A 22,524-nucleotide genomic window follows, 5' to 3' on the forward strand; every position below is an offset into this window, starting at 1 on the left:
CCACACCCCACCCCCCCCCCCCCCGCGGGGGTTTTGGGGGGGGGGCCCCGCCCCCCCCCGGCGGGGGGGGGGGGGGGGGGGCCGCCCCCCCCCCCGGGGGGGGGGGGGGGGGGGGGGGGGGGGGGCGCCCGCGCCGTGGGGGTGGTGCCGCGTGGCCGGCCGGTTCAGCCGGGGGCCACGGCCCGGCCCGTCTGGGGGGAGATCATGCCCGCGCACAGGTTCCGGGACGCCAGGTCCCGGGCGATGCGGGGGATCGCGGCCAGGGTGTTGGCGGACCAGTCGTGCATGAGGATGACCTGGCCGTTGGTGAGCCGGGCCGCCGACTGGACGATCGCGTCCGTGCTCGCGCCGTTCCAGTCCTGCGAGTCGACGTGCCAAATGATCTCGGTCAGGCCGTGGCGGGCCGCGGCCGACTTCACGGTCGCGTTGGTCTCGCCGTACGGCGGGCGGAAGAGCTTCGGCGTGCCGCCTCCCGCGCCGGCGATCGCCTGCTGGGTCCGGGAGATCTCGGAGTCGATCTGCGCCGGGCTCAGCTGCGTCAGGTGCGGGTGGGTGTAGCTGTGGTTGCCCACCCACATCCCGGCCGCCACCTGGGCCCTGACCAGGGACGGGTTGGCGGCGGCGTACTGGCCCTGGTTGAACATCGTGGCCCGCAGCCCGTTCTGCCGGAGCGCGTCCAGCAGCCGCGTCGTGCTCCCGGACGGGCCGTCGTCGAAGGTGAGTCCGACATAGCCGTTGCAGGCGGCCGGCCGCGGGGGAGCGGCGGTGGCGGTGGTGGTGAGGGCGGCGGCGGTGACCGCCAGGGCCGCCGCGAGGACGGCCGGCCTCGTGACCAGGGCGCGCGGTGCGGAGCGCGAGTCCGTCCGCCCGGTCATCGGACGGTGATGTTGGAGCTGCCGCTGCTCTGGTAACCCTCGGTCGCCATGATCATGTAGTACTTGAAGTTGCCGAGGGGCATGCCGGCGCGGGCCCAGGCGTCGAAGTGGTTGCCGGCGGTGATGGTGCCGCCCGTGCGCTTCGACTGGCGCACGCTCCAGTACTGGTCGAAGGTGCGGGTGCCCTCGACGGACGGGGCGTTGTACCGCGTCGTCTTGTAGATGTCGTACGTGCCGCCGTCGCTGGTGACGGTGCCCTTGTACTGGCCCGTGGGCCGGTACGTGCCCCAGTTGTCGACGATGTAGTACTCGACGAGCGGGTTGGCCGTCCAGCCGTAGAGCGTCAGGTAGGCGTTGCCGGACGGGTTGAACGAGCCCGAGTACGTCACGGTGCGGCGGGCGCCGGTGCTCCAGCCCTTGCCGGCCACGAAGTTCCCGGTGTTCCGCCACGAGGTGCTGTAACTGCCCCCGGACGACAGGGTCATGGAGACCGTGCCCGGGGCGTCGGTCCAGAACGAGTAGTAGTAGCCGTTGTTGGTGCCGGTCTGGTTGGTCGTGACCACCGTGTCCGCGTGCGCGGTACTGGCGGCCGCGGTCACCAGCAGCATGGCGCAGACGCTGCTGATGAGCAGCCGTAAGCGATTCGACAGCGTGTTCATGGGGGGTGCTTCCTCCTTCGCTTCGTCGGTCATCGGGAGTGTTGGCCGGGCCCTGACAACTGTCAACAGTTTCGGTACGAGTTTCGAAATATTCGTCGCGCCATGGGCTTCGAGGCCTGCCGTTTTCCCTGCTCGATGGGGTGTTGAGCAGGGACGGTGGCCGCGCGAGCGGTTGCAGTCGACGCGGATACCCCGGAATGATTGCCTCCGCTCGTCGAATGTTTCGAGTCCCTTCCGAATCAAGCCAACCGTCCGGCGGACCCTCGGCCCTGATCGCTGATGTGGGCGAAGTCTCCTTACCTGTTATTGAATGAGGTGTGCGGTCAGGAATGTCGGGATCCTCGTCCTCGTCGCCGTTCGACATGATCAGCAGCGCCCTGGGGAAGTACATCCCGCGCGGCGGAGCGGCAACGTCCGCCGGTTCTGCCGCCCCGCAGGGCGACCCGCCCGCCCGCTCCCTCGTGTCCGCCGACCCCGCCCCGGCCCGCCAGGAACAGATCCTCGGCGCGGTCAGCCTGGACCGCGAGCTCAGGATCACCCGCTCCAACCTGGGCGCCCCCGTCTTCGCCGGGGTGGAGGCCGCGCCCGGGAGCCCGTTCGTCGACCTGCTGCCCCCCGGGGACGTACCCACGGTCACCCGGCGCCTGCGGCAGGTCCTGGAGACCGGTGAGCCGCACGTCGCCCGGGTCCAGCGCCTGCGGCGCGCCGACGGGTCGGAGCTGGTGGTCTCCATGAGCATCCTGGCCGCCGCGGCGCCCCAGGAGGGCCTGACCGTCTCCCTGATCGCCATGGCCAAGCGGCTCCACCTGTACGCCGCCGAGACCGCGATCGGCACCTCCCTGGACATCGGCGAGACCGCGCAGTCCCTGGCGGAGTCCCTGCTGGCCTGGGGAGACGTCGCCGCCGTCGACCTCGACTTCGCCGTGTGGACCGGCGAGGCCGTCGCCAGGCAGCCGCAGGGACGCATCCGGCTGCGGCGGGCGGCCCTGGTCCCCGACCGGGCGTGGCCCGACGGCTACGTCACCCCGGGCGAAGACCTCCCCGGCGACGCCAGCCGCCTGCTGTCCCACGCGATACGGCGGGACGACGCGGCCCAGGCGATCGTCCTGCCCGACCGGGACGCCATCGAGCGGGTCCTGGGCGGCCCGCGCCTGGTACGCGCCCTGGTCCCCGGCGACCAGGCGGCCGCCGTGGCGTTCGTCCCCCTGGTCCTGGACAGCACACCGCCCGTCGTCCTGGGCGTGGCGGAGGTATGGCGCCGGGCGGACCGGCCCTTCCACGACGGCGAGTTGCTCGACCTGCAGGAACTGGTGGCCAGGACCTCCCACCACGTCGACCTCGCCCGCCAGCACCAGCGCGAACACACGCAGGTACTGGCCCTGCAGCGCCGGCTGCTGCCCCGCACCGGCGGCGACACCATCGAGACCGCCAGCGTCTACCAGCCCGCCACCCCCGACAGCGCGGGCGTCGGCGGCGACTGGGTGAACAGCTTCCCGCTGCCGGACGGCCGTACCGCCCTCGTCGTCGGCGACGTCGTCGGACACGGTCTGGGAGCCGCGGCGACCATGGGGCAGCTGAGCATGGAGGCCCGGGCCCTGCTCTCCGCCGGGCTGGCCCCCGACGAGGTGCTGGAGCACCTGGACGAGACCGTGTCCCTGCTGGACGACGCCGACTCGGGCCTGGCGGCCGGTTACAGCGCGCTCGGCTCCACCTGCTGCGTCGCCGTCTACGACCCGGTCGGCCGGCACGTGGCACTGTCCAGCGCCGGCCACCTCCCCCCGATCCTGGCACCCCCGGACGGGCCCGCCGTCCCCCTGGCGATCCGGCCCCACCCCGGGCTGGGCGCCGAGTTCGCCCTGCGGGAACCGTTCGACGTGCACTCCTTCGCCGCACCCCCGGGCTCCCTCCTCGCCCTCTACACCGACGGCCTGGTGGAGGATCCCGCCCTGTCGATCGACGAGGGCATCGCCAGGCTGGCGGACGCCGTGTCCGCGGTGGACCCCTGGGACCCCCTGCCCCAGGCCGCCCGGCACGTGGTCTCCACGCTGGCGCCCGAGCGCCGGCGCGACGACGTGACCCTGCTGCTCGCCCGCATGCTCGGCTACCGCAAGGGCGACACCGCGACCTGGCGGCTGCCCGCCCGCGAGGACGCCGCCGCCCGGGCCCGCGCCCTGGTCTCCACGCTGCTGGCGCGGTGGCGCACCCGGCCCGAGACCCGGGACCGGGTGGTGCTGGTGGTCGACGAGCTGGTCGCCAACGCGGTCCGCTTCGCCGGCGGCCCCATCACGGTACGGCTGATCAGGACCGGGGACGGGCTGCTGTGCGAGGTGGGCGACACCGGCAACGGCCGGCCGCGGCTGGGCCGCACCGAACCGTTCGACGACGCGGGCCGCGGCCTGCACGTCGTCCACCGCCTCACCACCCGCTGGGGCGTGCGGTGGACGGACACCGGGAAGGTCGTCTGGGCGTCGCTCACGCGATGACGACCGGGACGGCCCGCCGACGACTGCGCCCGCTGGCCGGGGCCGGCGGTTGCGGCCACTTGTCGTCCGGTGCCGAGGGCGGGGACGGCTTGCCGGAGTCGGCGGTTGCGGCCTGCGCCTTTCAGCGCCGAGGAGCGGGACCGCTTGCCGAGACCGGCGGTTGCGGCCACTTGTCGTCCGGTGCCGAGGGCGGGGACGGCTTGCCGGAGTCGGCGGTTGCGGCCTGCGCCTTTCAGCGCCGAGGAGCGGGACCGCTTGCCGAGACCGGCGGTTGCGGCCACTTGTCGTCCGGTGCCGGGGGCCGGGACCGCTTGCCGGGGCCGGCGGTTACAGCCACTCGCCCTCCAGCGCGGTGGCCGTCAAGCCGGGGGCCGCGGCGTACAGGACGGCTCGGCTGCCCGGTTCCTGACCGGCGTCATGAGCCCTGCGCATGATGTCGAAGACGGCCGCACCCCCGCGGTTGCCGCTGGTGTAGCTGTCCCGGCTGTGGTCCAGCAGCCCCGACGGCCACCCGCCGGGCATCGTCTGCTCCATGTACTCCAGCACCCGCGTACCGCCGGGGTGCGCGAGCAGGACGTCGGGGTGCCAGGAGCCGGGATCGTCCTCGTAGCGGGCGCGCAGCCACTCCCACATCGCGGTGACCGTCTGCTGCACGGCACGCGGCCCCCGCCGGTCCATCACGAAGTGCGTGCCGTCCGCCCGCGTCTCCAGCCGGTGCAGCTCCTGCGTGCCGGGCAGGGTGTGGTGCCAGGCGGCGTCCAGCCGCAGCACGGACTCGGGCCGCTGGCGCCCCGTGACGACCGCGGCGACGGCGGTGTCCGCGAACAGCAGCCGGACGATCAGCGACTCCAGGGTGTCGTCCGCCGGCTGGTAGGTCGTGCTCAGCGCCTCCGCGATCACGACCAGCACCACCCGGTCGGGGTCGGCGGCCACGAGGTCCGCCGCCAGCGCCAGCGAACGGGTCCCGGCGATGCACGCCCACTGCGTGGCCGGCAGCAGCAGCACGTCGCTGCGCAGCGGCAGCCTGTTGGCCAGGGCGACGTCCAGCCCCGGCAGGGTGGGCGTGGTGGAGTTGCTCGTGATCAGGCAGTCGACGTCCGCGGCGTCCAGCCCGGCGATCTGCAGGGCCCCGCGCGCCGCGCGCTCCCCGTACGACTGCACGGCCGCCCAGGCCGGAGCGGTGCGCTCCTGGACGGTCTGCGGGGCGGGTATCGACTCCAGGGCGGCGATCACCCGCTCCACGTCCTGCTCGCCGAACCCGTCACGGGCCAGCGCCTCCCGGGCGGCCCCGGCGCCGGCCGGCCACAGGCCACCGCCGTCCCCGGGCGCGACGGCGGTCTCCAGCGGGAGCATCCATCCGCGGGACTCGATGCCCGTGCTCGCCGCGATGCCGTCGATCCGGGGCGCCCAGGCGGCATGGGGGTGCCGGGCCCGTACCTCCTCCACGATCTGGCTGGTCTTCACGGTGTGCTCGCCGTGGATCACGGCAGGGGGGCACAGGTAAGCGGCCATGGTCGGCACCTTTCTGAAGTCTGAAGGGAGCTGAGGTGAGCTGAGCAGGAGCAGAGCGGGAGCAGAGCAGGGGTGAGCCGGGCAGGACCCGGAGGGGAGCGGTGTGCTGGAGGGGGGACAGCCTCACCGAGGCTGTGGCACGGGTCACTTCACCCTGGCGCGTACCAAGTCGGCGTCGCCGTAGTCCACTTCCGGCCCGGTGTCGTACGAACCGAGCATGGACGCCAAAGGGACATTTACGCAGTGAGCTGGGCAACTTGGGCGGCACTTCGGTGCGTGAGGCCGCACACACCGACGGCACGGGCGCCAGGATCGATGCCGTGTCCCCGAAGGGGAGTCAGAAAGGCGCGCGGGCTGGAAGAAGATGTTCCGCGATGCCCGGGAGAGGTGCCGGGCCGCGGGCCTGGAGATGCCGGGCCGCGTCGCGCGGTGCGCAGTGCGCGGTGCGCTGCGATGTACGGGGCTCACCGGCGTGCCGGGCTCCGGTCGCCCGGGGCAAGGCCTCATCGCCCGGAACAGACCTCATCGCCCGGGGCAGACCTCATCGGCCGTGGCAAGGCCTCATCGGCCGGGGTAAGACCTCATCGGCCGGGGGAGTGGCTGGGGCCGCACGCGAGGGCGGCCGTGAGGGCGGCCGGGAGGGCAGCGCTCCTGGATCCCGCCCGGCTGATCAGCCCTGACCGGGGTCCGACCCCTCGGGCGTCTGGCGGGCGGCGCGGCGGTACTCCGCGTTGATCCGCTGGGCCTCCTCGAGCTGGTCCTCGAGGATGATGATGCGGCAGGCGGCCTCGATGGGGGTGCCCCGGTCCACGAGTTCGCGAGCGCGCGCGGCGATCCGCAGCTGGTAGCGCGAGTACCGGCGGTGCCCGCCTTCGGAGCGCAGCGGAGTGATCAGGCGAGCCTCCCCGATGGCCCTGAGGAAGGCCGGCGTGGTGCCGAGCATCTCGGCGGCGCGGCCCATCGTGTAGGCGGGGTAGTCGTCGTCGTCCAGACGATCGCTGAGCGGAGTATCTGCTGCCATGTCACCTCGTTGTCGCAACGCGTCGAGGGGCCCTGGTGCCGTACGGCACCAGGGCCCCGAAGGAAATGAAACACCATCTGTCGGCCCTCATGCTGCGCCGACCTTCTGTATCCGCTACCCGGTCCGGCTGAGGGAGGGGTGCGGGGATCGCGACTGCCTGACCGGGAACCACCGTCCATTCCGGGGTCTTGCGGTACCCGGACCGAGGACTGAGCCCGGCCGGGCGATCCTGATGGCGTCTTGCTCCCTTCCTCCGACCTACGGGGGAACCACCCGCCAGTTCGTGTCTGGCGGGTCTCACTTGACCGTGTCAACGAGATAAAGGCTAGCCGGGCAGAGGGGCAATGTCTACAGCGACAAGAGTAGATTTTCTGCAGGCGGACATGACGACGAGGGCCCTGCCGACGCGCGTCGGCAGGGCCCTCGTCGGGTCGTGGAGCCCGTACGTCCTCCGCCGGGACCGGCTGCGGAGGTACGGGAGGCGGGCGGTGCTAGTGGACGACAGGTCCGGCGAGCACGTCCCGCAGCCGGAGCCGGTCCGTGTAGGCCGGGCTGCCGCTGAAACGGGCGAGCCCCGCCAGGGTGATCAGGCCCGTGCCCTGGTCGTCCCCGTCGCAGAGGACGAGGTGATCGACGCGGGCGCCGGCCATGAGGGACAGGGCCACCTCGACCGTCATGTCGTCACGGACACGAGGTCCGAACGCGGCCCGGTCGTCGTCGATCACGGTCGTGGGGGAGAAGTCCAGCGCGTGGTGCGCGGTCTCGGTCGGCGTCACAGGTGCCTCCTACCGGAAGGGGTCGGCTCATGGTCACGGCGGTGCTGCGGGCACCTGACCGGCTCGCGGCCGCAGGTCATCTGCGACCGGTCCGTGCGGCCAGGCCGAAGCCCGGCCGTTGCGGCGATCCGGTCCCGCGGCGAGACCGAAGCCCGGCCGCGCTGCGATCCGGTCACGCGGCCAGGCCGAAGCCCGGCCGCGCTGCGATCGGTCATGCCGCCGAGCCGAAGCCCGGCCGCCGCTGCGATCCGGTCACGCGGCCGAGCCGAAGCCCGATCGCCGCTGCGATCCGCGACGCGCCCCCTCGGCGGCGGCGCGCCTGCTCTGGCCGGCGGCCCCACCCTGACCGGCGGGGCCGCGGCGCCCCCGACGGCTACGAGACGGTGAGGACGCCCCGGCAGGCCGTTCCGCGCGCGGCCTGGTGATGACGACCGGGACACCGGAAGGCGCCTGGGCACCGGTGATGCGGCTCAACTCCGCCTCACCCGAACGCACTTGGGCGACCTGGGGAGTGATGCCCGCCGAGACCATCAGCCGGGTCATGCCGCGCCGCTGATCGGGGGTCACCAGTGTGACGACGCTGCCGGACTCACCGGCCCGGGCCGTACGGCCGCCGCGGTGCAGGTAGTCCTTGTGGTCGGTGGGCGGGTCCACGTTGACGACCAGGTCGAGGTTGTCGACGTGGATCCCGCGCGCCGCGACATTGGTCGCCACCAGCACGGTCACATGCCCGCTCTTGAACTGGGCCAGGGTCCGCGTGCGCTGCGGCTGCGACTTGCCACCGTGCAGGGCCGCGGCACGGACCCCGCTGCTCAGCAGGTGCTCGGTCAGCCGGTCCACCGCGTGCTTGGTGTCCAGGAACATGATCACTCGGCCGTCCCGAGCCGCGATCTCGGTGGTCGTGCGGTGCTTGTCCGCGCCGTGCACATGCAGGACGTGGTGCTCCATCGTGGTGACCGCACCGGCCGAGGGGTCCACCGAGTGCACCACCGGGTCCGACAGATAACGGCGGACCAGCAGGTCGACGTTCCGGTCCAGGGTGGCCGAGAAGAGCATCCGCTGACCGTCCGCACGCACCTGGTCCAGCAGGGCGGTCACCTGCGGCATGAAGCCCATGTCGGCCATCTGGTCGGCCTCGTCGAGAACGGTGATGGCGACCTCGTCCAGCCGGCAGTCGCCCCGGTCGATGAGGTCCTTCAGCCGCCCGGGCGTCGCGACGACCACCTCGGCGCCGGCGCGCAGGGCACCGGCCTGCCGGCCGAGGGACATCCCGCCGACGACGGTGGCCAGCCGCAGCCGCACGGACCGTGCGTACGGCGTCAGCGCGTCGGTGACCTGCTGGGCCAGTTCGCGGGTGGGGACGAGGACGAGCGCGAGCGGCTGCCGCGGTTCGGCACGCCGTCCCGCGGTACGGGCCAGCAGGGCGAGGCCGAAGGCGAGGGTCTTGCCCGAGCCGGTGCGGCCCCGGCCGAGCACGTCACGGCCGGCCAGCGAGTTGGGCAGGGTCGCCCCCTGGATCGGGAACGGCACGGTCACGCCTTCATGTCCGAGCGTGGCCAACAGCCCGTCGGGCATGCCGAGTTCACCGAAGGACTCGACGGCGGGCAGTGCGGGGGTGACGGTGTTCGGCAGAGCGAACTCGCCCTGCGGACCCCGCCCGCCGGGACGGTCTCCGTAACTTCGTCGACCCTGATAACCCTGGGAACGACGCGAACCACCGGAGCGGTCATGAGTACGAGAGGTGCGAGAGGCACCAGAGGTGCGGGACGTGCCGAAATCCTGTGAGGTACGGGCGCGCTTCATGCGGGATGAGGCCTTCCTTGTTGGGCACGTGGCAAGGAATTCCCGCAGCGGAGGAGCGGCGCAGAGAATCTCGAGACGAGCCGGATGTGATGAGGGGACGAGCCTGGACCGAACCCGACGGGAATGCGTCACCGTCGAGGCCCCAAAGGCTGCCCCGCTGAGAAAAGCAGCGAGCCGGGGCCCGCACCCCATCAGGTGCGGGCCCCAGCTGCGAAGTATGCGTCGAACGCCGCCGGATCAGGCAGGAACGATGTTCTCGGCCGTCGGGCCCTTCTGGCCCTGCGCGATGTCGAAGGACACCTTCTGGCCTTCCAGCAGCTCGCGGAAGCCCTGGGTGGCGATGTTGGAGTAGTGGGCGAAGACGTCGGCGCCGCCGCCGTCCTGCTCGATGAAGCCGAAGCCCTTTTCCGCGTTGAACCACTTCACGGTGCCAGTAGCCATTTCATTTCTCCTTCGGAGACGGTGTCAGGAAAACGCCCTGTGCGCATTCCGTGTCGCCGTGATGATTACCCCGTAGGAAATGAACCTTCGGCAACCACACCTGCAACTGGGAAAGACACTAGCACGGCACGATCGCCCCGGCGCGATCATCGAATTGCCCCCGATTCACGCAACGAGGAATAGTCACCGAGCCCGACCCCAATACCTGTAGCGACGACCACAGGTATCACCCTCCGGGCAAGTGCCCTTTCCTACCCGCCCCGCCCCTCGCAACGCCCTGACCTCCCCCGACGGCGATCCCACCCCCACCGAAGCCCCCAGCCCGCCCCACACGGGCGAACCCCCGAAAACCGGGCAGCCGAGAGGAGAGTCACACTCTGTCGGAGCTCCCGGCATGGGGAGCTGCGGTCGTTCAAGCCTGCATGGACATGTTGGCCTGCGCCGATGGCTGACACGGACTCTCGCGGGTACCGTCGGCTCTCACCGCCCTCCTCCTCCCTCGCCCGGAATCCCCGGCTGCTAGCGTCCGGCACCATGTGGGCTCACGAGACAGTGGCCGGTCGACCGGCGTGGCGGCACGCCCCTTCCGGAGTGGTATTCCGGGCTGTGCCCGGTGGCACGTTCCTGATGGGTCTGTCCGACGCGGAACTGGACGCGGTTCGTGCCATTGAACGGTCCGACGGCGCCGATGACGACCTCGCAGCGTTCTTCGCCGGTGCTGTTCGGGCCCGACCGGTACGAGAAGTGCGGGTCGAGCCGTTCCTGATCGCCCGCCATCCTCTGACGGTGGCGCAAGCACGGCACTGGCTGCCCGAGTACGAGGACAGTTTCGCCGAATCGCATTCGTGCACGGCCCGCTTCGAGGACGACTTGGACGACCTGCTCGCGGCGTTGCCCTTCCGGCTGCCCAGCGAAGCGGAGTGGGAGTACGCGGCCCGGGCAGGTACGACCACTCTGACCTTCCGTGGGGACGGGAGGCCGGAAGAGGACCAGGTGCTGGACGACTTTGCCGATGAGGAACGCACTGCCGCGGCTGAGAACGCCTTCGGGCTGGCGGCGATGGGGTCGGCGAACGAGATCTGCGCCGATGTGTGGATCCCGCACTACAAGGACGCGCCGGTGGATGCACGCCCCCGCGCCGGCGACGGACCGCGGGTGGTCCGTGGAGGCGGCGGCGACCTCTCTCCGTGGCAGGGCTGCGACGAATGGCTGCTGCTGCTCTCCGCCACCCGCGACGAGTCCCAGGACTTCACAGCGGTCCGCCCGGTCGCACTTGTGCCAACTAGTTAGGGGCAAGTTCAGGATGCCAAGGGGGGCCACTTCCCAAATAAGGGAGGTGTTCCCCTCCTTGAAGGGTGCGCCCGGCACGCTTCAAACCTGCGAGCACCGCTTTAGGAGAGAAGGATGGGTGATCTCTCCCTCCTGAGCCGTGGCTCACCAAGCCAGGAAGCGGGCGGTATGCACCCATGGGACACCGGTGTCGACCGTGGTTGACCCGTGCATCTGGCATGGTTGTGGCACGAGCCTCAACCAACCAAATGACGGCGGGTGCGTCGACGGACCAGGTGCGCGTAGGCCTCGCTGCACCCCCACCGGCCTTAGCCGCGGTCATGGCTTCTGCTGTCGACCGGAGCAAGCCACGACGGCAGACCCCGCAACGGCGGTGCATAAGCCCTCATCTGGGCGGTCGCTCAGCGAACGGAATGTTCAACGCGTAGGTGAGCCCTGTATGAAGGATCCAGGGACCACGGCGATCGAAGGCCGCAGTATTCCTTCTGTGATAGAACTGCACATATCCACTATTTGCCCGGTAATTGCCTATGGCTCCCTGCAGGAAAAGGTATTCTCCGAAATCTCCTAGAGGGATGATGTCGGAAATCTTCGCCTCTTCCATCGCTTGTTCGAGAGACGCCTTGTCGAAAACTCTCGACGGTAGAGCAGCCAAGACCTGCTCCAGCCTCTTAGTGGCATCAGGAGGGAGGAGGCCAAACGATTCCGACTTTATTTCGTGCAGAAGATGGTTCTGGGCGAAGTTATCGGCCCCGGCGCGCACTTGTTCGCCGGTTAGAGGTCGATATGTGTGGGCTCTCGATTTGATACTCTTGAAGAGTTCGGTCATGTCGCGCGGGGTGTATCGGGTGAAGTCGAGAATGTATCGAGCGGTTGAGATCCGCCTCTGGCCATTCGCGACTTCTACGAATGCAGGCAAGAGGTCAAACAGCTGTTCCGTTTCAATGTCTGCCTTTCGTGCAAGGTATTCCCATAGCAGGACGTTGCGAAAGTCTTGGAGTTCGGCACCCCACTCCATATTGATTCCACTGTCGGCCGCAATTTTGGGGGCATCGGCGAAATCTACACGCCTAAATACATCGCTTCTGCACATTACCATCAGGTATACGTTGCGATTCCCTGCGGTCAGCAACTTTCGTGAAATCTTTTCCCCTACGCGGATCAATGCTGCCAAGGTGCGCCAGTAGGCATCATTTTCGCCCACGGCCTTATCTAGGCCATCGACAGCTAGGAGGTGTTTATTCGGCGTTGTAGCCCGCGAGATTAAGTTGATTACTGCGTCGCCGAGTTGCCCCGGACTGACAAGATCAGTTTCTCTCGATGTTGCGTCGAGATAGGCAACTGGGATCTTGACTCCGCCTTTTCTTTCCCGGACTCTTCTGAGAACCTGGGGGTAATCATCGGATGCTAGACCTGCAGCACGCAGATCGGCAATAAACTTGACGACCTGAGGATCGCGGCTCAGTGAACATGAATTGTCGCTGATCAAAGAATCCAGGAGTCGAATTCCGATGAATAGCTTCCAGGCGGCATCGGTCAGGGTTGAGACTTCATCCGAAACCAATTTCTTGTCGATTGAAGGGAGTGGACTCTGTGTGCGGTTCAGTTCGTCGAAGTCGACGAGTTGAAAGAAGACCGACTCCTTGCCGAATCGGCGTTCCCAATCATATTTAATGTAATATGCTGCAGCGCTTTTTCCTGATCCCTTTGGTCCGAGGATGAGGAACTTCTCGTGCTCCTCGATTTCCTCGGAGAGGTTCCATCTGTCGAGATATGTCCTCAAGAAGCGCTCTGGGTTCGCGGGGGCCTCAGATTCAGCCGCCGCTTTGCCGAAGTACAGACGGGTGATGTCAACACTCATATCTGCTTCCCCCCAAGGTTGTGACGCTGGAGGCAGTCTTCCACTCGTGCGAGCCTGGCGCATCATCTTCGGCGCGTTTGCTTGAGCCTCGACGGCCTTCTGTCTGGGGGGAGAAGCCATGGAACTGGCCGCCCTGGCGTGACGTACCTCTTCCCTCGTGGCGAACGACGGATTGCTGTGTGCGTGGCGTGGGCGCCAGCCGGCCTGGAGCGGGGCGGAGACAGGAGCGCAGGCCCGACCGGGAGCGGGCCGCGCCGGGGAGCGGAGCGAGCCGCCTTGAAGCAGTAGAGAGAGTTGTATCTCAACGCGCCGCGATGGGGCTTGGAGCTGTGTGCGCATGTTAAAAGTTCGGCGTCTTGCCGGTGTGCGAGGGACAAGCAGAGCACTGGCCGGACCGTCCAGGTGAGCACAGGTGATGGTTACTGTTCAGGGCTCGCAGCGCATCAGGGCTCTGCGGGTTTCGGCGTGCTCTTCGTACAGCCACGTCCATGGTTCGTCCGACGCGTCGGAGTCGAGCGCCGTTGAGATGGTGCGCAGAGCAATGGCTAACCAGCGGTTTGCCTGAGGTGCTGAGTATGCGTCGATGCCAGGCGCGCCGACCCTCCTGTGCCGGTGACTTGCTCGGTTCAGCATTCGCCCTAAGTCGTGGGTGGGCCCGTTCATGGGGTCGCTCCCGCCGGGTGTGGCGAGTGCTCTCCTCGTAGAGAGGGAATTGGTACCCCGTGCCGTTGGCCAGGTAGGCGAGGGCTCGTTCGTCAGCCAGGGCAGGCCCGGTTGTGCGTATGCGACGTCGAGCTGGTCGGTGACGTGCTGTGTGCGCTCGCGTAACCAGCGCAGTGCCAGGGCGTGGGCTCGTGGCGTCGTGTGATCCCAGGGGGATGGAACAGACCTCGTTCAAGGGGTAGGCCGCGGATCGGCGTCGGTAGGGGAGGGGGCGGCTCTCGGGTCACGGGCAACATGCTGGCCTGGTGGCGGCGGACACCCCGAAGGCCGGGTTCAGCGCGCGGGAGCTGATGACGAGGATGGGGCCACAGCGGCTCCCGGGCCACCCCCCTCCACACCGCAGCCCGCTCCACCCCCGACCCCCACACCCGCCCGACCCACATCCGGTACGCTGACGCCTGTGGCCCTACCCGGACCACAACACTGCCTTCGTAGCTCAGGGGATAGAGCACCGCTCTCCTAAAGCGGGTGTCGCAGGTTCGAATCCTGCCGGGGGCACAGCCAGAAGGGCCAGCCCAGGAGAGGTCTCCTCTCAGGCTGGCTCTTCGTCGTGTCCGGGGTCGTGCCACACGCGTGCCACTGATGCCACGAGGATGCCCATCTCCTAGCCGGAGACCCCTCCCCACTGTCGCGGATCATGGCCTCCGAGCCGGCCGGTGATGGCCCGGTCCCGGCCGCTGGTCATGTGCTGCTAGATCAACGCGGAGAGCTAATTGATGTGTGGGGTCAGGTCGGGGCAACTCGGGTGTAGCGGGCTGCCGTGTGGAGGTCGGACTCGATGCGGGTGGCTGTGGTGGTCAGTTCGGGGAGGAGGTCCGTGACGCACTCGTGCGGGGAGTGGCGGCTCGCGTGCATCGCCGTGCTCAGGGCCGCCACCACCCTGCCCTCGCGGTCGCGGACCGGGACCGCCAGGGAGCGGAGGCCCTCTTCCAGTTCCTCGTCCACCAAGGCGTAGCCCTGGGTGTGGACCGGGGTGCCGGCTTCGGCCAGGAGGACCCGGCCGGAGGCCGTCGCGTGGGCCGGGAGTCTCGTGCCCACCGTGACGTTCACGCTCATCACCCGGCCCGTCGCCACCCTCGCCGTGTACTGGATCTCCTCGCCCGAGTCCGACAGCACCGCCAGTGCCGTCGACTCGTGGATACGGGACGTCAGGTCCACCAGGTGGGGCTGGGCGATCTCCGGGAGGGTGGTGCGGGACAGGGGCGGGAAGCCGAGGGAGAGGACGCGGGGGGTGAGGGCGAAGGCGCGGTCCGCCGTGGTCACCAGGCCCAGGTGCGTGTAGGTGATCAGGGCCCGGCGCGCCGTCGCCCTGGCCAGGCCCGTCGCCCGGGCCACCTCCGTGAGGGTGAGGCGCGGCCGGCCCTCCCCGAAGGCCGTGAGGACGGTCAGGCCCCGTGCCAGGGACTCGATGAAGTCGCGGCCGAGCTGCAGTTTGGTGGCGCCGGTCCACAGGGCCAGGTCGGCGGGTCGCCGGCCGGGTTCCGGGGGTGGGGTGCGCTGGAGTTCCTCTTCCATCTCCGCCACCGCCGAGCGCAGCCGCGGCAGCAGGTCGGTGCGCAGGCCGTGGGCCGTGTGGCGGCTCGTGTGGCTGACCACGCTCGCCACGCACACCACCGTCCCGCCCTCCCCGCGGACCGGGACCGAGATCGCCACCAGGCCCGGTTCGATCAGCTGGTCGTCCAGGGCCCAGCCGTCCGCCGACGCCTCCCGCGTGCGGCGGACGAAGGCCTCGTCGTACGCCGGGTCCGCCCCGGACGTGCGGGGCGGTACGGCCGTGAAGGACAGGTCCCTCGGGTCCGCCGCCCTGCGCTCGCGCCAGCGCTGCCAGTCGGCGGGCGTCCACTCGGTCGCGAACAGCGGGCCCGGGGCCGTGCGTTCGGCGGGGAGCAGGTCGCCGATGCGGAAGCTGAGCGACATCGCGCGGCGGCGGGTCGCCTGGTGGATGAAGCGGATGCCGTCGCGGTCGGCGACCGCCAGGGAGACCGACTCGTCCAGCGCGTCGGCCAGGGCGTCCGCGTGCGGGGAGAGCGAGGCGGGCAGGCGCAGGGCGGCCAGGTAGGCGTTGCCCAGCTCCATCAGGCGGGGGGCCAGGAAGACGTCCCGGCCGTCGACGCGGACGTAACCCATGCGGGCGAGCGTGGCCGTGATGCGGTCGACCGTGGAGCGGGCGAGGCCCGTGGCCCGTTCCAGGGCGCTCAGGCTCAGCGTGCCGTCGGCGTCGGTCAGTTCGCGCAGCACCGCGATGCCGCGGATGAGGGGAGTGACCGCCTCCGCCGGGACGGCGGCAGCGCCGGCCCGCTCGGTGCGCGATCCCCGTGTGGTGTCCGTGGAGGTGGAGCGCCGGGTGTCGATCTCGGCCGGGGCGGTGGCACCGACCCGCGACGTGCGCGAGGCCCGTGCGGTGTCCGCAGGTCTGGATCGCCCTGTGCTCGTGGCGCCTGCACGTGTGCCCGTGGCGCCTGCCCGCGTCTCCGTAGCCCCCGCCCGTGTGCCCCTCTCGTCGGCCGGTGGGGCGGACCCCTCGCGGGGCTGGGGGGTGGGCTGCGGTGGCATCGGCTCTCCGGTACGCGGTCGGGGCAGGCCCACCGTAATGCGGAACCGGGCGCCCGGCGTCCCGAGGGGCTCGCTCCCCGTCGTGCGGACTCCTCGGCTCCGTCGAGCCCCGTCAGTGGCGTCGGCCGGCCCGTCAGCTCCGGCGCGTCTGCTCGTCCCGGGTCACCCGCACCCGGTGGTTGCCCTCGCCGTCCGTGCTCGTCACCTCGATCGTGACGCCCCGGCGCGCGTCCCGGAAGGTCTCCCCGGGGACGTAGGGCGCGTCGGACAGTTCCGCGTGGACGTTGGGGGCGCGGGTGCAGCCGCCGCTGTCGGGGCGGGAGTCGTGGACGGTGACCGGGCCCATGCCCGTGTCGACCTCCGCGTCGACCTTGTAGACGAGCACGCCCGGACGGCACACCGACTCGTCGTTGCCGCCGCGCGTCCGCAGCTCCAGGGCGTAGCCGGTCCGGGAGTCCAACGGCACGACGACCAGTTTGGAGCCGCCCGTGCGGGCCAGCGGGGTCAGGGTGTACTCGGCGGGACCGGAGGACGTCGCGCAGTGCACCTGGCTCGCGTCCAGCCAGCCGAGCTTCCACTTGTGCCAGCCGAGGAAGTCGTTGTTGGCGCCCCAGTCCTCGCTCATGATGTCCCAGTGCCCGACCGCGCCCCCGCCCTCGGCCGTGTACAGGTCGGGCAGGCCGAAGACATGGCCGTTCTCGTGGGGCAGGACGCGGTAGCCGGTGCGGTGGTACGAGCCGGAGCCGTCGTCCTGGCGGGAGTAGACGAACGAGGCGTTGGCCACGGCGGTGCCGTCGGCTCTCGGGGCGTCGGGGTTGCCGGCGAAGGTGACGGACAGGACCGTGTCCAGGGCGGAGGGGCCGGCGTTCGGGGTGACCAGGACGTTCAGCAGGTCGTAGGCGCCGAAGTCCACCTTCGGGTCGGCCGCGGCGACGAGGTCCTGGACCAGCGACCGGTAGCCGGGCTCGAAGGGGGCCCCGCGCTCTATGCCGTACTCGCGGAACGACTTCGGCATCCGCAGCCAGTCCGGGATCGGGGTCTCGGGACGGTAGTCCAGGCGGCCGTAGGAGCTGGTGCGGAACCATGCGCGGGTCTGCGGGAAGAACTCGCGGAAGCGGTCCTGGGCGCTGCCCTCGCCGGGAGCGTCCGAGAAGTCGATCATCAGGGTGAGGGCGCGGACGGTGCCGGTGGAGCGGGCGTAGCCCTCGGAGGTCGGGATGCCCTCGGACATCTGGACCTCGCGGGCGCCGCTGATCAGGCAGGGGGCGTGGGCGGAGGTGCGGGACAGGGGTATCGGGCCCGCTCCGGCCGCTGTGGGGCCCGGGGCCAGGTGGGCCGTACCGGCCGAGGTGCTGACCGCGAAGGTCAGGGCGGACACGCAGGACAGGGCGGCCAGCCGCCGCCGGGGTATCCGGTGTCCCGGAGGGGCGGACGCGTGTCCCGGAGGGGCGGACGCGTGTCCCGGAGGGGCGGACGCGTGTCCCGGAGGGGCGGACGCGCTCGGCCCGGGCCTGTGTGGGGGTGGCTGCATGTCAGGCACCTGCACAGGACCTCCCGCGCCACGGCAGCCTCCGGTCTCCGGCTGCACCCTTGCGATCACCCTGCTTCGCGCGGTGCGGGGACGCCCGTCGGGGGAGCCCGATCGTGGGTTTCCGGCGAGTAGCCTCCGGACGGGCGACCGGATGTGACTCAGGTCACAGATAATCTGCGGGCTGGCGGGAAATACCGGGGACCCACTCCCCGTTTAGCCATGTGTCCGCGCGAAACGGGGAGCCCTTCCCCGGATCGCGGATCGAAGCAAGACCCACCGATCAGGAGTACGCCGTGCAGACCGCAACCCCCGTACAGCGCAAGGCGTCCCGGCCCCGCGCCGACGCCCTGCGCAACCGGGAGCGGATCGTCACCGCCGCCCGGGAGATGTTCGTCGAGCACGGCCCCGAGGTGCCGCTCGACGAGATCGCCCGCCGGGCCGGCGTCGGCAATGCCACGGTGTACCGCAACTTCCCGGACCGGGACGCGCTGGTCCGCGAGGTCGTGTGCTCCGTCATGGACCGTACGGCCGCCGCGGCGGAGCTCGCGCTCGCCGAGTCCGGGGACGCGTTCGAGGCGCTGGAGCGTTTCGTGCACGCCACCGCCGACGAGCGGATCAGCGCGCTGTGCCCGATGGTGTCCAGCACGTTCGACCAGCACCACCCCGACCTGGAGGCGGCGCGCGAACGGGTCGAGCGGCTGGTCGCGGAGGTCATGGACCGGGCCAGGACGGCCGGTCAGCTCCGCTCCGACGTGGACGTCGGAGACGTGATGATCGCCGTGGCCCAGCTCAGCCGGCCCCCGGCCGGTACGGACTGCTTCCGTGCCGACCGCTTCGTCCACCGCCATCTCCAGCTGTTCCTGGACGGGCTGCGGGCTCCGGCCCGCTCCGCCCTCCCGGGCACGGCCGTGACCCTGGAGGACCTTCGCAAGCCCTGCCCGTCCTGACCGACGGACCGGTCCCGGCCGGCCGTCCCGACCTGGAGGACAGTCCGGTTCCGACCGGCCGTCCCGACCTCGACGACAGTCCGGTCCCGACCGGCCGTCCCGTTCTTACCCGCAGTCCGATCCTTACCCGCAGTCCCGTCCTTACCGACAGTCCAGTCCTGACCGATTAGTTCGGCTCGTCCCAGCCGTCTGGAACACGGGCGACAACCAGTCGCCCGGACACGGACGACAGTCCCCGCGGCCGTCACCGTCGACGAGCCCGTACCTTTCGTCGCTTTTTTCCGTCACGAAGTCCCGAAGTGGGTACCCCCATGTCTGAAACAGCCGTCAAGGCACCGAGCGTCCCGGACGCCAATCGCTGGAAAGCGCTCGTCTTCATCGCCCTCGCCCAGCTGATGGTCGTGCTCGACGCGACCATCGTGAACATCGCCCTGCCCTCCGCCCAGGAGGACCTCGGCATCTCCGACGGCAACCGGCAGTGGGTCGTCACGGCCTACGCCCTCGCCTTCGGCGGTCTGCTGCTGTTCGGCGGCCGGATAGCCGACCTGTGGGGCCGGAAGAAGGCCTTCGTCGTCGGCCTGGGCGGCTTCGCCGCGGCGTCCGCGCTCGGCGGCGCGGCCACCAACGAGGCCATGATGTTCGGCGCCCGCGCCCTCCAGGGCGTCTTCGGCGCCCTGCTCGCGCCCGCCGCGCTCTCCCTGCTGGCCGTGATGTTCACCGACGCCAAGGAGCGCGCCAAGGCCTTCGGCATCTACGGCGCGATCGCCGGTGGTGGCGGTGCCGTGGGTCTGATCCTGGGCGGCTTCCTCACCGAGTACCTGGACTGGCGCTGGACGTTCTTCGTGAACATCCCGTTCGCCGTCGTCGCCGCGGCCGGTGCCTACTTCGTCATCCGTGAGCCGGCGGGCGGCCGCAACCGCTCCCCGCTCGACGTCCCCGGCGTGATCCTGTCCACCCTCGGCCTGGTCGCCCTGGTCTACGGCTTCACCCGCGCCGAGTCGGAGGGCTGGAGCGACGCCGTGACCGTGGGCATGTTCGTCGCCTCGGTCGTGCTGCTGCTGGCCTTCGTGGTCGTCGAGTCCCGGGTCAAGGCCCCGCTGCTGCCGCTGCGCGTGGTCACCGAGCGCAACCGCGGGGGCATCTACCTCTCCCTCGGTCTCGCGATCATCGCGATGTTCGGCCTGTTCCTCTTCCTGACCTACTACCTGCAGATCGTGAAGGGCTACTCGCCGGTCAAGACCGGCTTCGCCTTCCTGCCGATGATCGCGGGCATGATCACGGGCTCCACCCAGATCGGCACCCGTCTGATGACCCGGGTCGCCCCGCGCCTGCTGATGGGCCCCGGTTTCCTGGTCGCCGCGCTCGGCATGCTGCTGCTGACCCAGCTGGAGATCGGCTCCTCGTACGCGGCCCTGCTGCTGCCGGCGATGGTGCTGCTCGGCCTCGGCATGGGTACGGCGTTCATGCCGGCCATGTCCCTGGCCACGCAGGGCGTCGAGCCCCGGGACTCCGGTGTCGCCTCCGCGATGGTCAACACCTCGCAGCAGGTGGGCGGCGCGATCGGCACGGCTCTGCTGAACACCATCGCCGCCTCGGCGACGACCTCCTACATCGCCGACCACATCGTGGGGGCGACCAGCCGGTCCCAGCAGCAGCTGGTCCAGCTGGAGGGCATGGTGCGGGGCTACACCAGCGCCATCTGGTTCGCCGTCGGCATCCTCGTGGTGGCCGCCACGATCGCCTTCACCTTCGTCAACGCCGGACGCCCGAACATGACCGCGGTGACCGGCTCGGACGAGGACGCGCTGGACGAGGTGCCGATCCCGGTCGTCGCCCACTGACGGCAGGGTCCACCCCCTGAGCCCTGCACGGGCACTTCGGGCCATCCGTGGGCACGGGGAAGGGGACGCCCCGTACCCGCGGAATCCAGGACCTGCTCCGGCTCAGCGGAGCCAGGGCAGGTCCGCACCGGCTTCGGCCGGCTGGAGTCCCTCGGCGATGATCCGCATGATCTCGCCGAGGGACTTCTGCTGTTCGGGGCTGAGCCGGTCGAAGACCGCCTGCCGCACGGCCTCCACATGGCCCGGCGCGGTCCGCCGCAGCACCTCGTAGCCCTCGTCGGTCAGGACGGCGAACTGGCCCCGCTTGTCGTCGGGGCAGTCCTCGCGGCGCACCCAGCCGTTCTTCTCCAGGCGCGCGATCGCGTGCGAGAGGCGGGAGCGGGTGATCTTCGCCAGCATCGCCAGCTCGGTCATCCGCAGCCGCCGCCCCGGCGCCTCGGCCAGCTTGACCAGGAGGCCGTAGTAGACGTGCGGCATGCCCGCGTCGCGCTGGAGCTGACGGTCGAGATGGTCGTCGAGGAGGGTGACGCCCTCCATGAACGAGCGCCACACGCGCTGTTCCTCGTCGGTGAGCCAGCGCGGTTCCTGGGGCGCGGCGGCGGAGCCGGTTGCCGGTGCGGATGCGGGTGCCTTCATGCGTTCCACTTTACGCGGACTCTCCTTGAACTTTAAACAAGTGTGTCGTACAGTTTTCAAGTACCCCGGTCGGAAGGAGCCACAGCATGTCCGCCGCCACTCAGGAGCGCATGCCCGCTCTGTACCTCAGCCACGGCGCCCCGCCCCTGGCCGACGACCCCGTCTGGCCCGGTGAGCTGGCCGCCTGGGCCGCGGCCCTGCCCCGGCCCAAGGCGATCCTGGTGGTCTCCGCGCACTGGGAGGAGGCCCCGCTCGCCCTCGGCGCCACCGAGACCGTCCCGCTCGTCTACGACTTCTGGGGCTTCCCGCAGCACTACTACGAGGTGACCTACGCCGCCCCCGGCGCGCCGGAGCTGGCCGCGTCCGTGCGGAAGCTGCTGCGCGCCCCCGGCACGCCCGTCCAGGACGTCCCCGACCGGGGCCTCGACCACGGCGCGTACGTCCCGCTGGTCGAGATGTACCCGGAGGCCGACATCCCGGTCCTGCAGGTCTCCATGCCGACGCTCGACCCGGTCCGGCTGCTGGAGATCGGCCGCAGGCTCGCCCCGCTGCGGGACGAGGGCGTGCTGATCGTCGGCTCCGGCTTCTTCACCCACAACCTGGCCGCGCTCCGGCAGGGCGGCATCCCCGCCTGGTCGGCCGAGTTCGACGACTGGGGGCGGCGGGCGCTGGAGGCGCGGGACGTGGACGCCCTGCTCGACTTCACCCGCAAGTCGCCCGCCGGGCGGCTGGCCCATCCGCGCACCGAGCACTTCGCCCCGCTCTTCGTCACCATGGGCGCGGCCGACGCCGCGGGGGAGCTGGACGCGCAGCGGTCGGTGATCGACGGATTCTGGATGGGGCTGGCCAAGCGGTCGGTTCAGTTCGGCTGACCGTCCCCCAGCGGCTTCTCGTACCAGGCCACGTCCCAGTACCGCCCGAACTTGCGGCCCACCTCCCGGTAGGTGCCGACGTGCCGGAAGCCGAGGCGTTCGTGCAGCCGGGTCGACGCCTCGTTGGGCTGGGCGATGCCCGCGTAGGCCCGGTGCAGGTCCTCGCCGGACAGGGCCTCGAAGAGCGCCTCGTACAGCAGCGTGCCGATGCCCCGGCGGCCGGCGTCCGGGGCGACGTAGACGGTCGTCTCCACGGAGGTGGCGTAGGCCGGCTTCGGGCGGAACGGGCTGGACGTGACATAACCCAGGAGCCCGCCGGAGTCCCGGTCCGTGGCAACCCTCAGGCGGTACGGCCCGTCTTCAGGGTGGGAGAGCAGCCAGGGGCGCCGCTCCTCCGGAGTGAAGATCGCGGTGTCGAACGTGATCGCCGTCTTCCGCACGTAGTGGTTGTAGAGGGCTGTGAGAGCCGAGAGGTCCGCTTCGACTCCCGGTCTGACCTGCACCTCTGCATGCTCCGACGGCATCGCGTCTCCCTCCGGGCCGGATGGCGGCCCGACAGGGTACTGCATGATCAGAAAATTTGGAGGACCGGTTGGGAATTCTGTCCTGATTCCAGTCGTTGTTTCCATCGGATGCAGGGCACCCGAGGAGAGTCCGGAGAGAGTCCGGAAGACGGAGTCAGGCGTCCGAAGGACCACCC

The 22,524-nt window shown here is 70.3% G+C and carries 17 protein-coding genes and 1 tRNA gene; 6 read left to right on the forward strand and 12 right to left on the reverse strand.

The genetic code is table 11. The features are described 5' to 3' along the window. Positions 1-164 precede the first annotated feature (164 nt). Complete coding sequence (locus ACIGAN_RS17015; protein WP_365098309.1) at positions 165-875, reverse strand: polysaccharide deacetylase family protein; 711 nt, start codon at positions 873-875, stop codon at positions 165-167. Then, the gene (locus ACIGAN_RS17020) at positions 872-1,567 is read right to left on the reverse strand and encodes a glycoside hydrolase family 11 protein (protein ID WP_399858279.1); all 696 of its coding nucleotides are present in this window, start codon (positions 1,565-1,567) and stop codon (positions 872-874) included. Before ACIGAN_RS17020 ends, ACIGAN_RS17015 begins: the two co-directional genes overlap by 4 nt. 296 nt (positions 1,568-1,863) lie before the next feature. Between ACIGAN_RS17020 and ACIGAN_RS17025 the strand changes: the two genes are divergently transcribed. Beyond that, positions 1,864-4,017: an ATP-binding SpoIIE family protein phosphatase gene (locus ACIGAN_RS17025; protein ID WP_399858282.1), complete on the forward strand. Its 2,154-nt coding sequence runs from the start codon at positions 1,864-1,866 to the stop codon at positions 4,015-4,017. A gap of 327 nt (positions 4,018-4,344) precedes the next feature. Here the strand turns inward: ACIGAN_RS17025 and ACIGAN_RS17030 are convergent, their stop codons facing one another. From ACIGAN_RS17030 to ACIGAN_RS17050, 5 genes are all read right to left on the reverse strand, one after another. Next, positions 4,345-5,529 carry a type III polyketide synthase gene (locus tag ACIGAN_RS17030; RefSeq protein WP_399858285.1) on the reverse strand — a complete coding sequence of 395 codons (1,185 nt, stop codon included), beginning with the start codon at positions 5,527-5,529 and terminating at the stop codon, positions 4,345-4,347. 670 nt (positions 5,530-6,199) lie between these two features. Next, positions 6,200-6,550, reverse strand: coding sequence for a MerR family transcriptional regulator (locus tag ACIGAN_RS17035; protein WP_365735919.1), 351 nt, complete (start codon positions 6,548-6,550; stop codon positions 6,200-6,202). Positions 6,551-7,041: 491 nt separating this feature from the next. Further along, positions 7,042-7,326, reverse strand: coding sequence for a CBS domain-containing protein (locus ACIGAN_RS17040; protein ID WP_399858287.1), 285 nt, complete (start codon positions 7,324-7,326; stop codon positions 7,042-7,044). Between the two features lie 252 nt (positions 7,327-7,578). Then, complete coding sequence (locus ACIGAN_RS17045; protein WP_399858289.1) at positions 7,579-9,129, reverse strand: DEAD/DEAH box helicase; 1,551 nt, start codon at positions 9,127-9,129, stop codon at positions 7,579-7,581. A 237-nt stretch (positions 9,130-9,366) separates the two neighbouring features. After that, positions 9,367-9,570, reverse strand: coding sequence for a cold-shock protein (locus ACIGAN_RS17050; protein WP_028799214.1), 204 nt, complete (start codon positions 9,568-9,570; stop codon positions 9,367-9,369). A gap of 627 nt (positions 9,571-10,197) precedes the next feature. Here ACIGAN_RS17050 and ACIGAN_RS17055 point away from each other — a divergent pair. Further along, entirely contained in the window at positions 10,198-10,860 is a 663-nt protein-coding gene (locus ACIGAN_RS17055; RefSeq protein ID WP_399858291.1) for a formylglycine-generating enzyme family protein, read from the forward strand. Positions 10,861-11,245: 385 nt separating this feature from the next. Here the strand turns inward: ACIGAN_RS17055 and ACIGAN_RS17060 are convergent, their stop codons facing one another. Next, positions 11,246-12,721: a P-loop ATPase, Sll1717 family gene (locus ACIGAN_RS17060; RefSeq protein WP_399858294.1), complete on the reverse strand. Its 1,476-nt coding sequence runs from the start codon at positions 12,719-12,721 to the stop codon at positions 11,246-11,248. Between the two features lie 1,148 nt (positions 12,722-13,869). Here ACIGAN_RS17060 and ACIGAN_RS17065 point away from each other — a divergent pair. Then, positions 13,870-13,942: transfer RNA gene (locus tag ACIGAN_RS17065), tRNA-Arg, on the forward strand. A gap of 228 nt (positions 13,943-14,170) precedes the next feature. Here the strand turns inward: ACIGAN_RS17065 and ACIGAN_RS17070 are convergent. Together ACIGAN_RS17070 and ACIGAN_RS17075 are read right to left on the reverse strand one after the other, a co-directional pair. Next, on the reverse strand, positions 14,171-15,682 hold the full coding sequence (locus ACIGAN_RS17070; protein ID WP_399858296.1) for an IclR family transcriptional regulator domain-containing protein: 1,512 nt from the start codon (positions 15,680-15,682) through the stop codon (positions 14,171-14,173). 448 nt (positions 15,683-16,130) lie between these two features. Beyond that, entirely contained in the window at positions 16,131-17,375 is a 1,245-nt protein-coding gene (locus ACIGAN_RS17075) for a M6 family metalloprotease domain-containing protein (RefSeq protein ID WP_399858298.1), read from the reverse strand. Between the two features lie 446 nt (positions 17,376-17,821). Here ACIGAN_RS17075 and ACIGAN_RS17080 point away from each other — a divergent pair, with 446 nt between their 5' ends. Both ACIGAN_RS17080 and ACIGAN_RS17085 read left to right on the forward strand, forming a co-directional pair. Continuing rightward, positions 17,822-18,475: a TetR/AcrR family transcriptional regulator gene (locus tag ACIGAN_RS17080; protein WP_365735934.1), complete on the forward strand. Its 654-nt coding sequence runs from the start codon at positions 17,822-17,824 to the stop codon at positions 18,473-18,475. Between the two features lie 311 nt (positions 18,476-18,786). Further along, positions 18,787-20,316, forward strand: coding sequence for an MFS transporter (locus tag ACIGAN_RS17085; RefSeq protein ID WP_365735936.1), 1,530 nt, complete (start codon positions 18,787-18,789; stop codon positions 20,314-20,316). A gap of 102 nt (positions 20,317-20,418) precedes the next feature. Here ACIGAN_RS17085 and ACIGAN_RS17090 read toward each other — a convergent pair whose 3' ends face one another. Continuing rightward, a complete protein-coding gene (locus tag ACIGAN_RS17090; protein ID WP_365098271.1) occupies positions 20,419-20,952 on the reverse strand; it encodes a MarR family winged helix-turn-helix transcriptional regulator in 534 nt (177 codons plus the stop codon). An 86-nt stretch (positions 20,953-21,038) separates the two neighbouring features. On the opposite strand from ACIGAN_RS17090, the gene ACIGAN_RS17095 reads away from it, so the two are divergent. Next, positions 21,039-21,824: a dioxygenase gene (locus ACIGAN_RS17095; protein ID WP_399858301.1), complete on the forward strand. Its 786-nt coding sequence runs from the start codon at positions 21,039-21,041 to the stop codon at positions 21,822-21,824. On the opposite strand, the gene ACIGAN_RS17100 is transcribed toward ACIGAN_RS17095, so the two are convergent. Then, positions 21,812-22,348, reverse strand: coding sequence for a GNAT family N-acetyltransferase (locus tag ACIGAN_RS17100; RefSeq protein ID WP_399858304.1), 537 nt, complete (start codon positions 22,346-22,348; stop codon positions 21,812-21,814). The genes ACIGAN_RS17095 and ACIGAN_RS17100 overlap by 13 nt on opposite strands. Positions 22,349-22,524: the final 176 nt, after the last annotated feature.

The sequence above is a fragment of the Streptomyces sp. NPDC085931 genome, assembly GCF_044540565.1.
Taxonomy (GTDB): domain Bacteria; phylum Actinomycetota; class Actinomycetes; order Streptomycetales; family Streptomycetaceae; genus Streptomyces.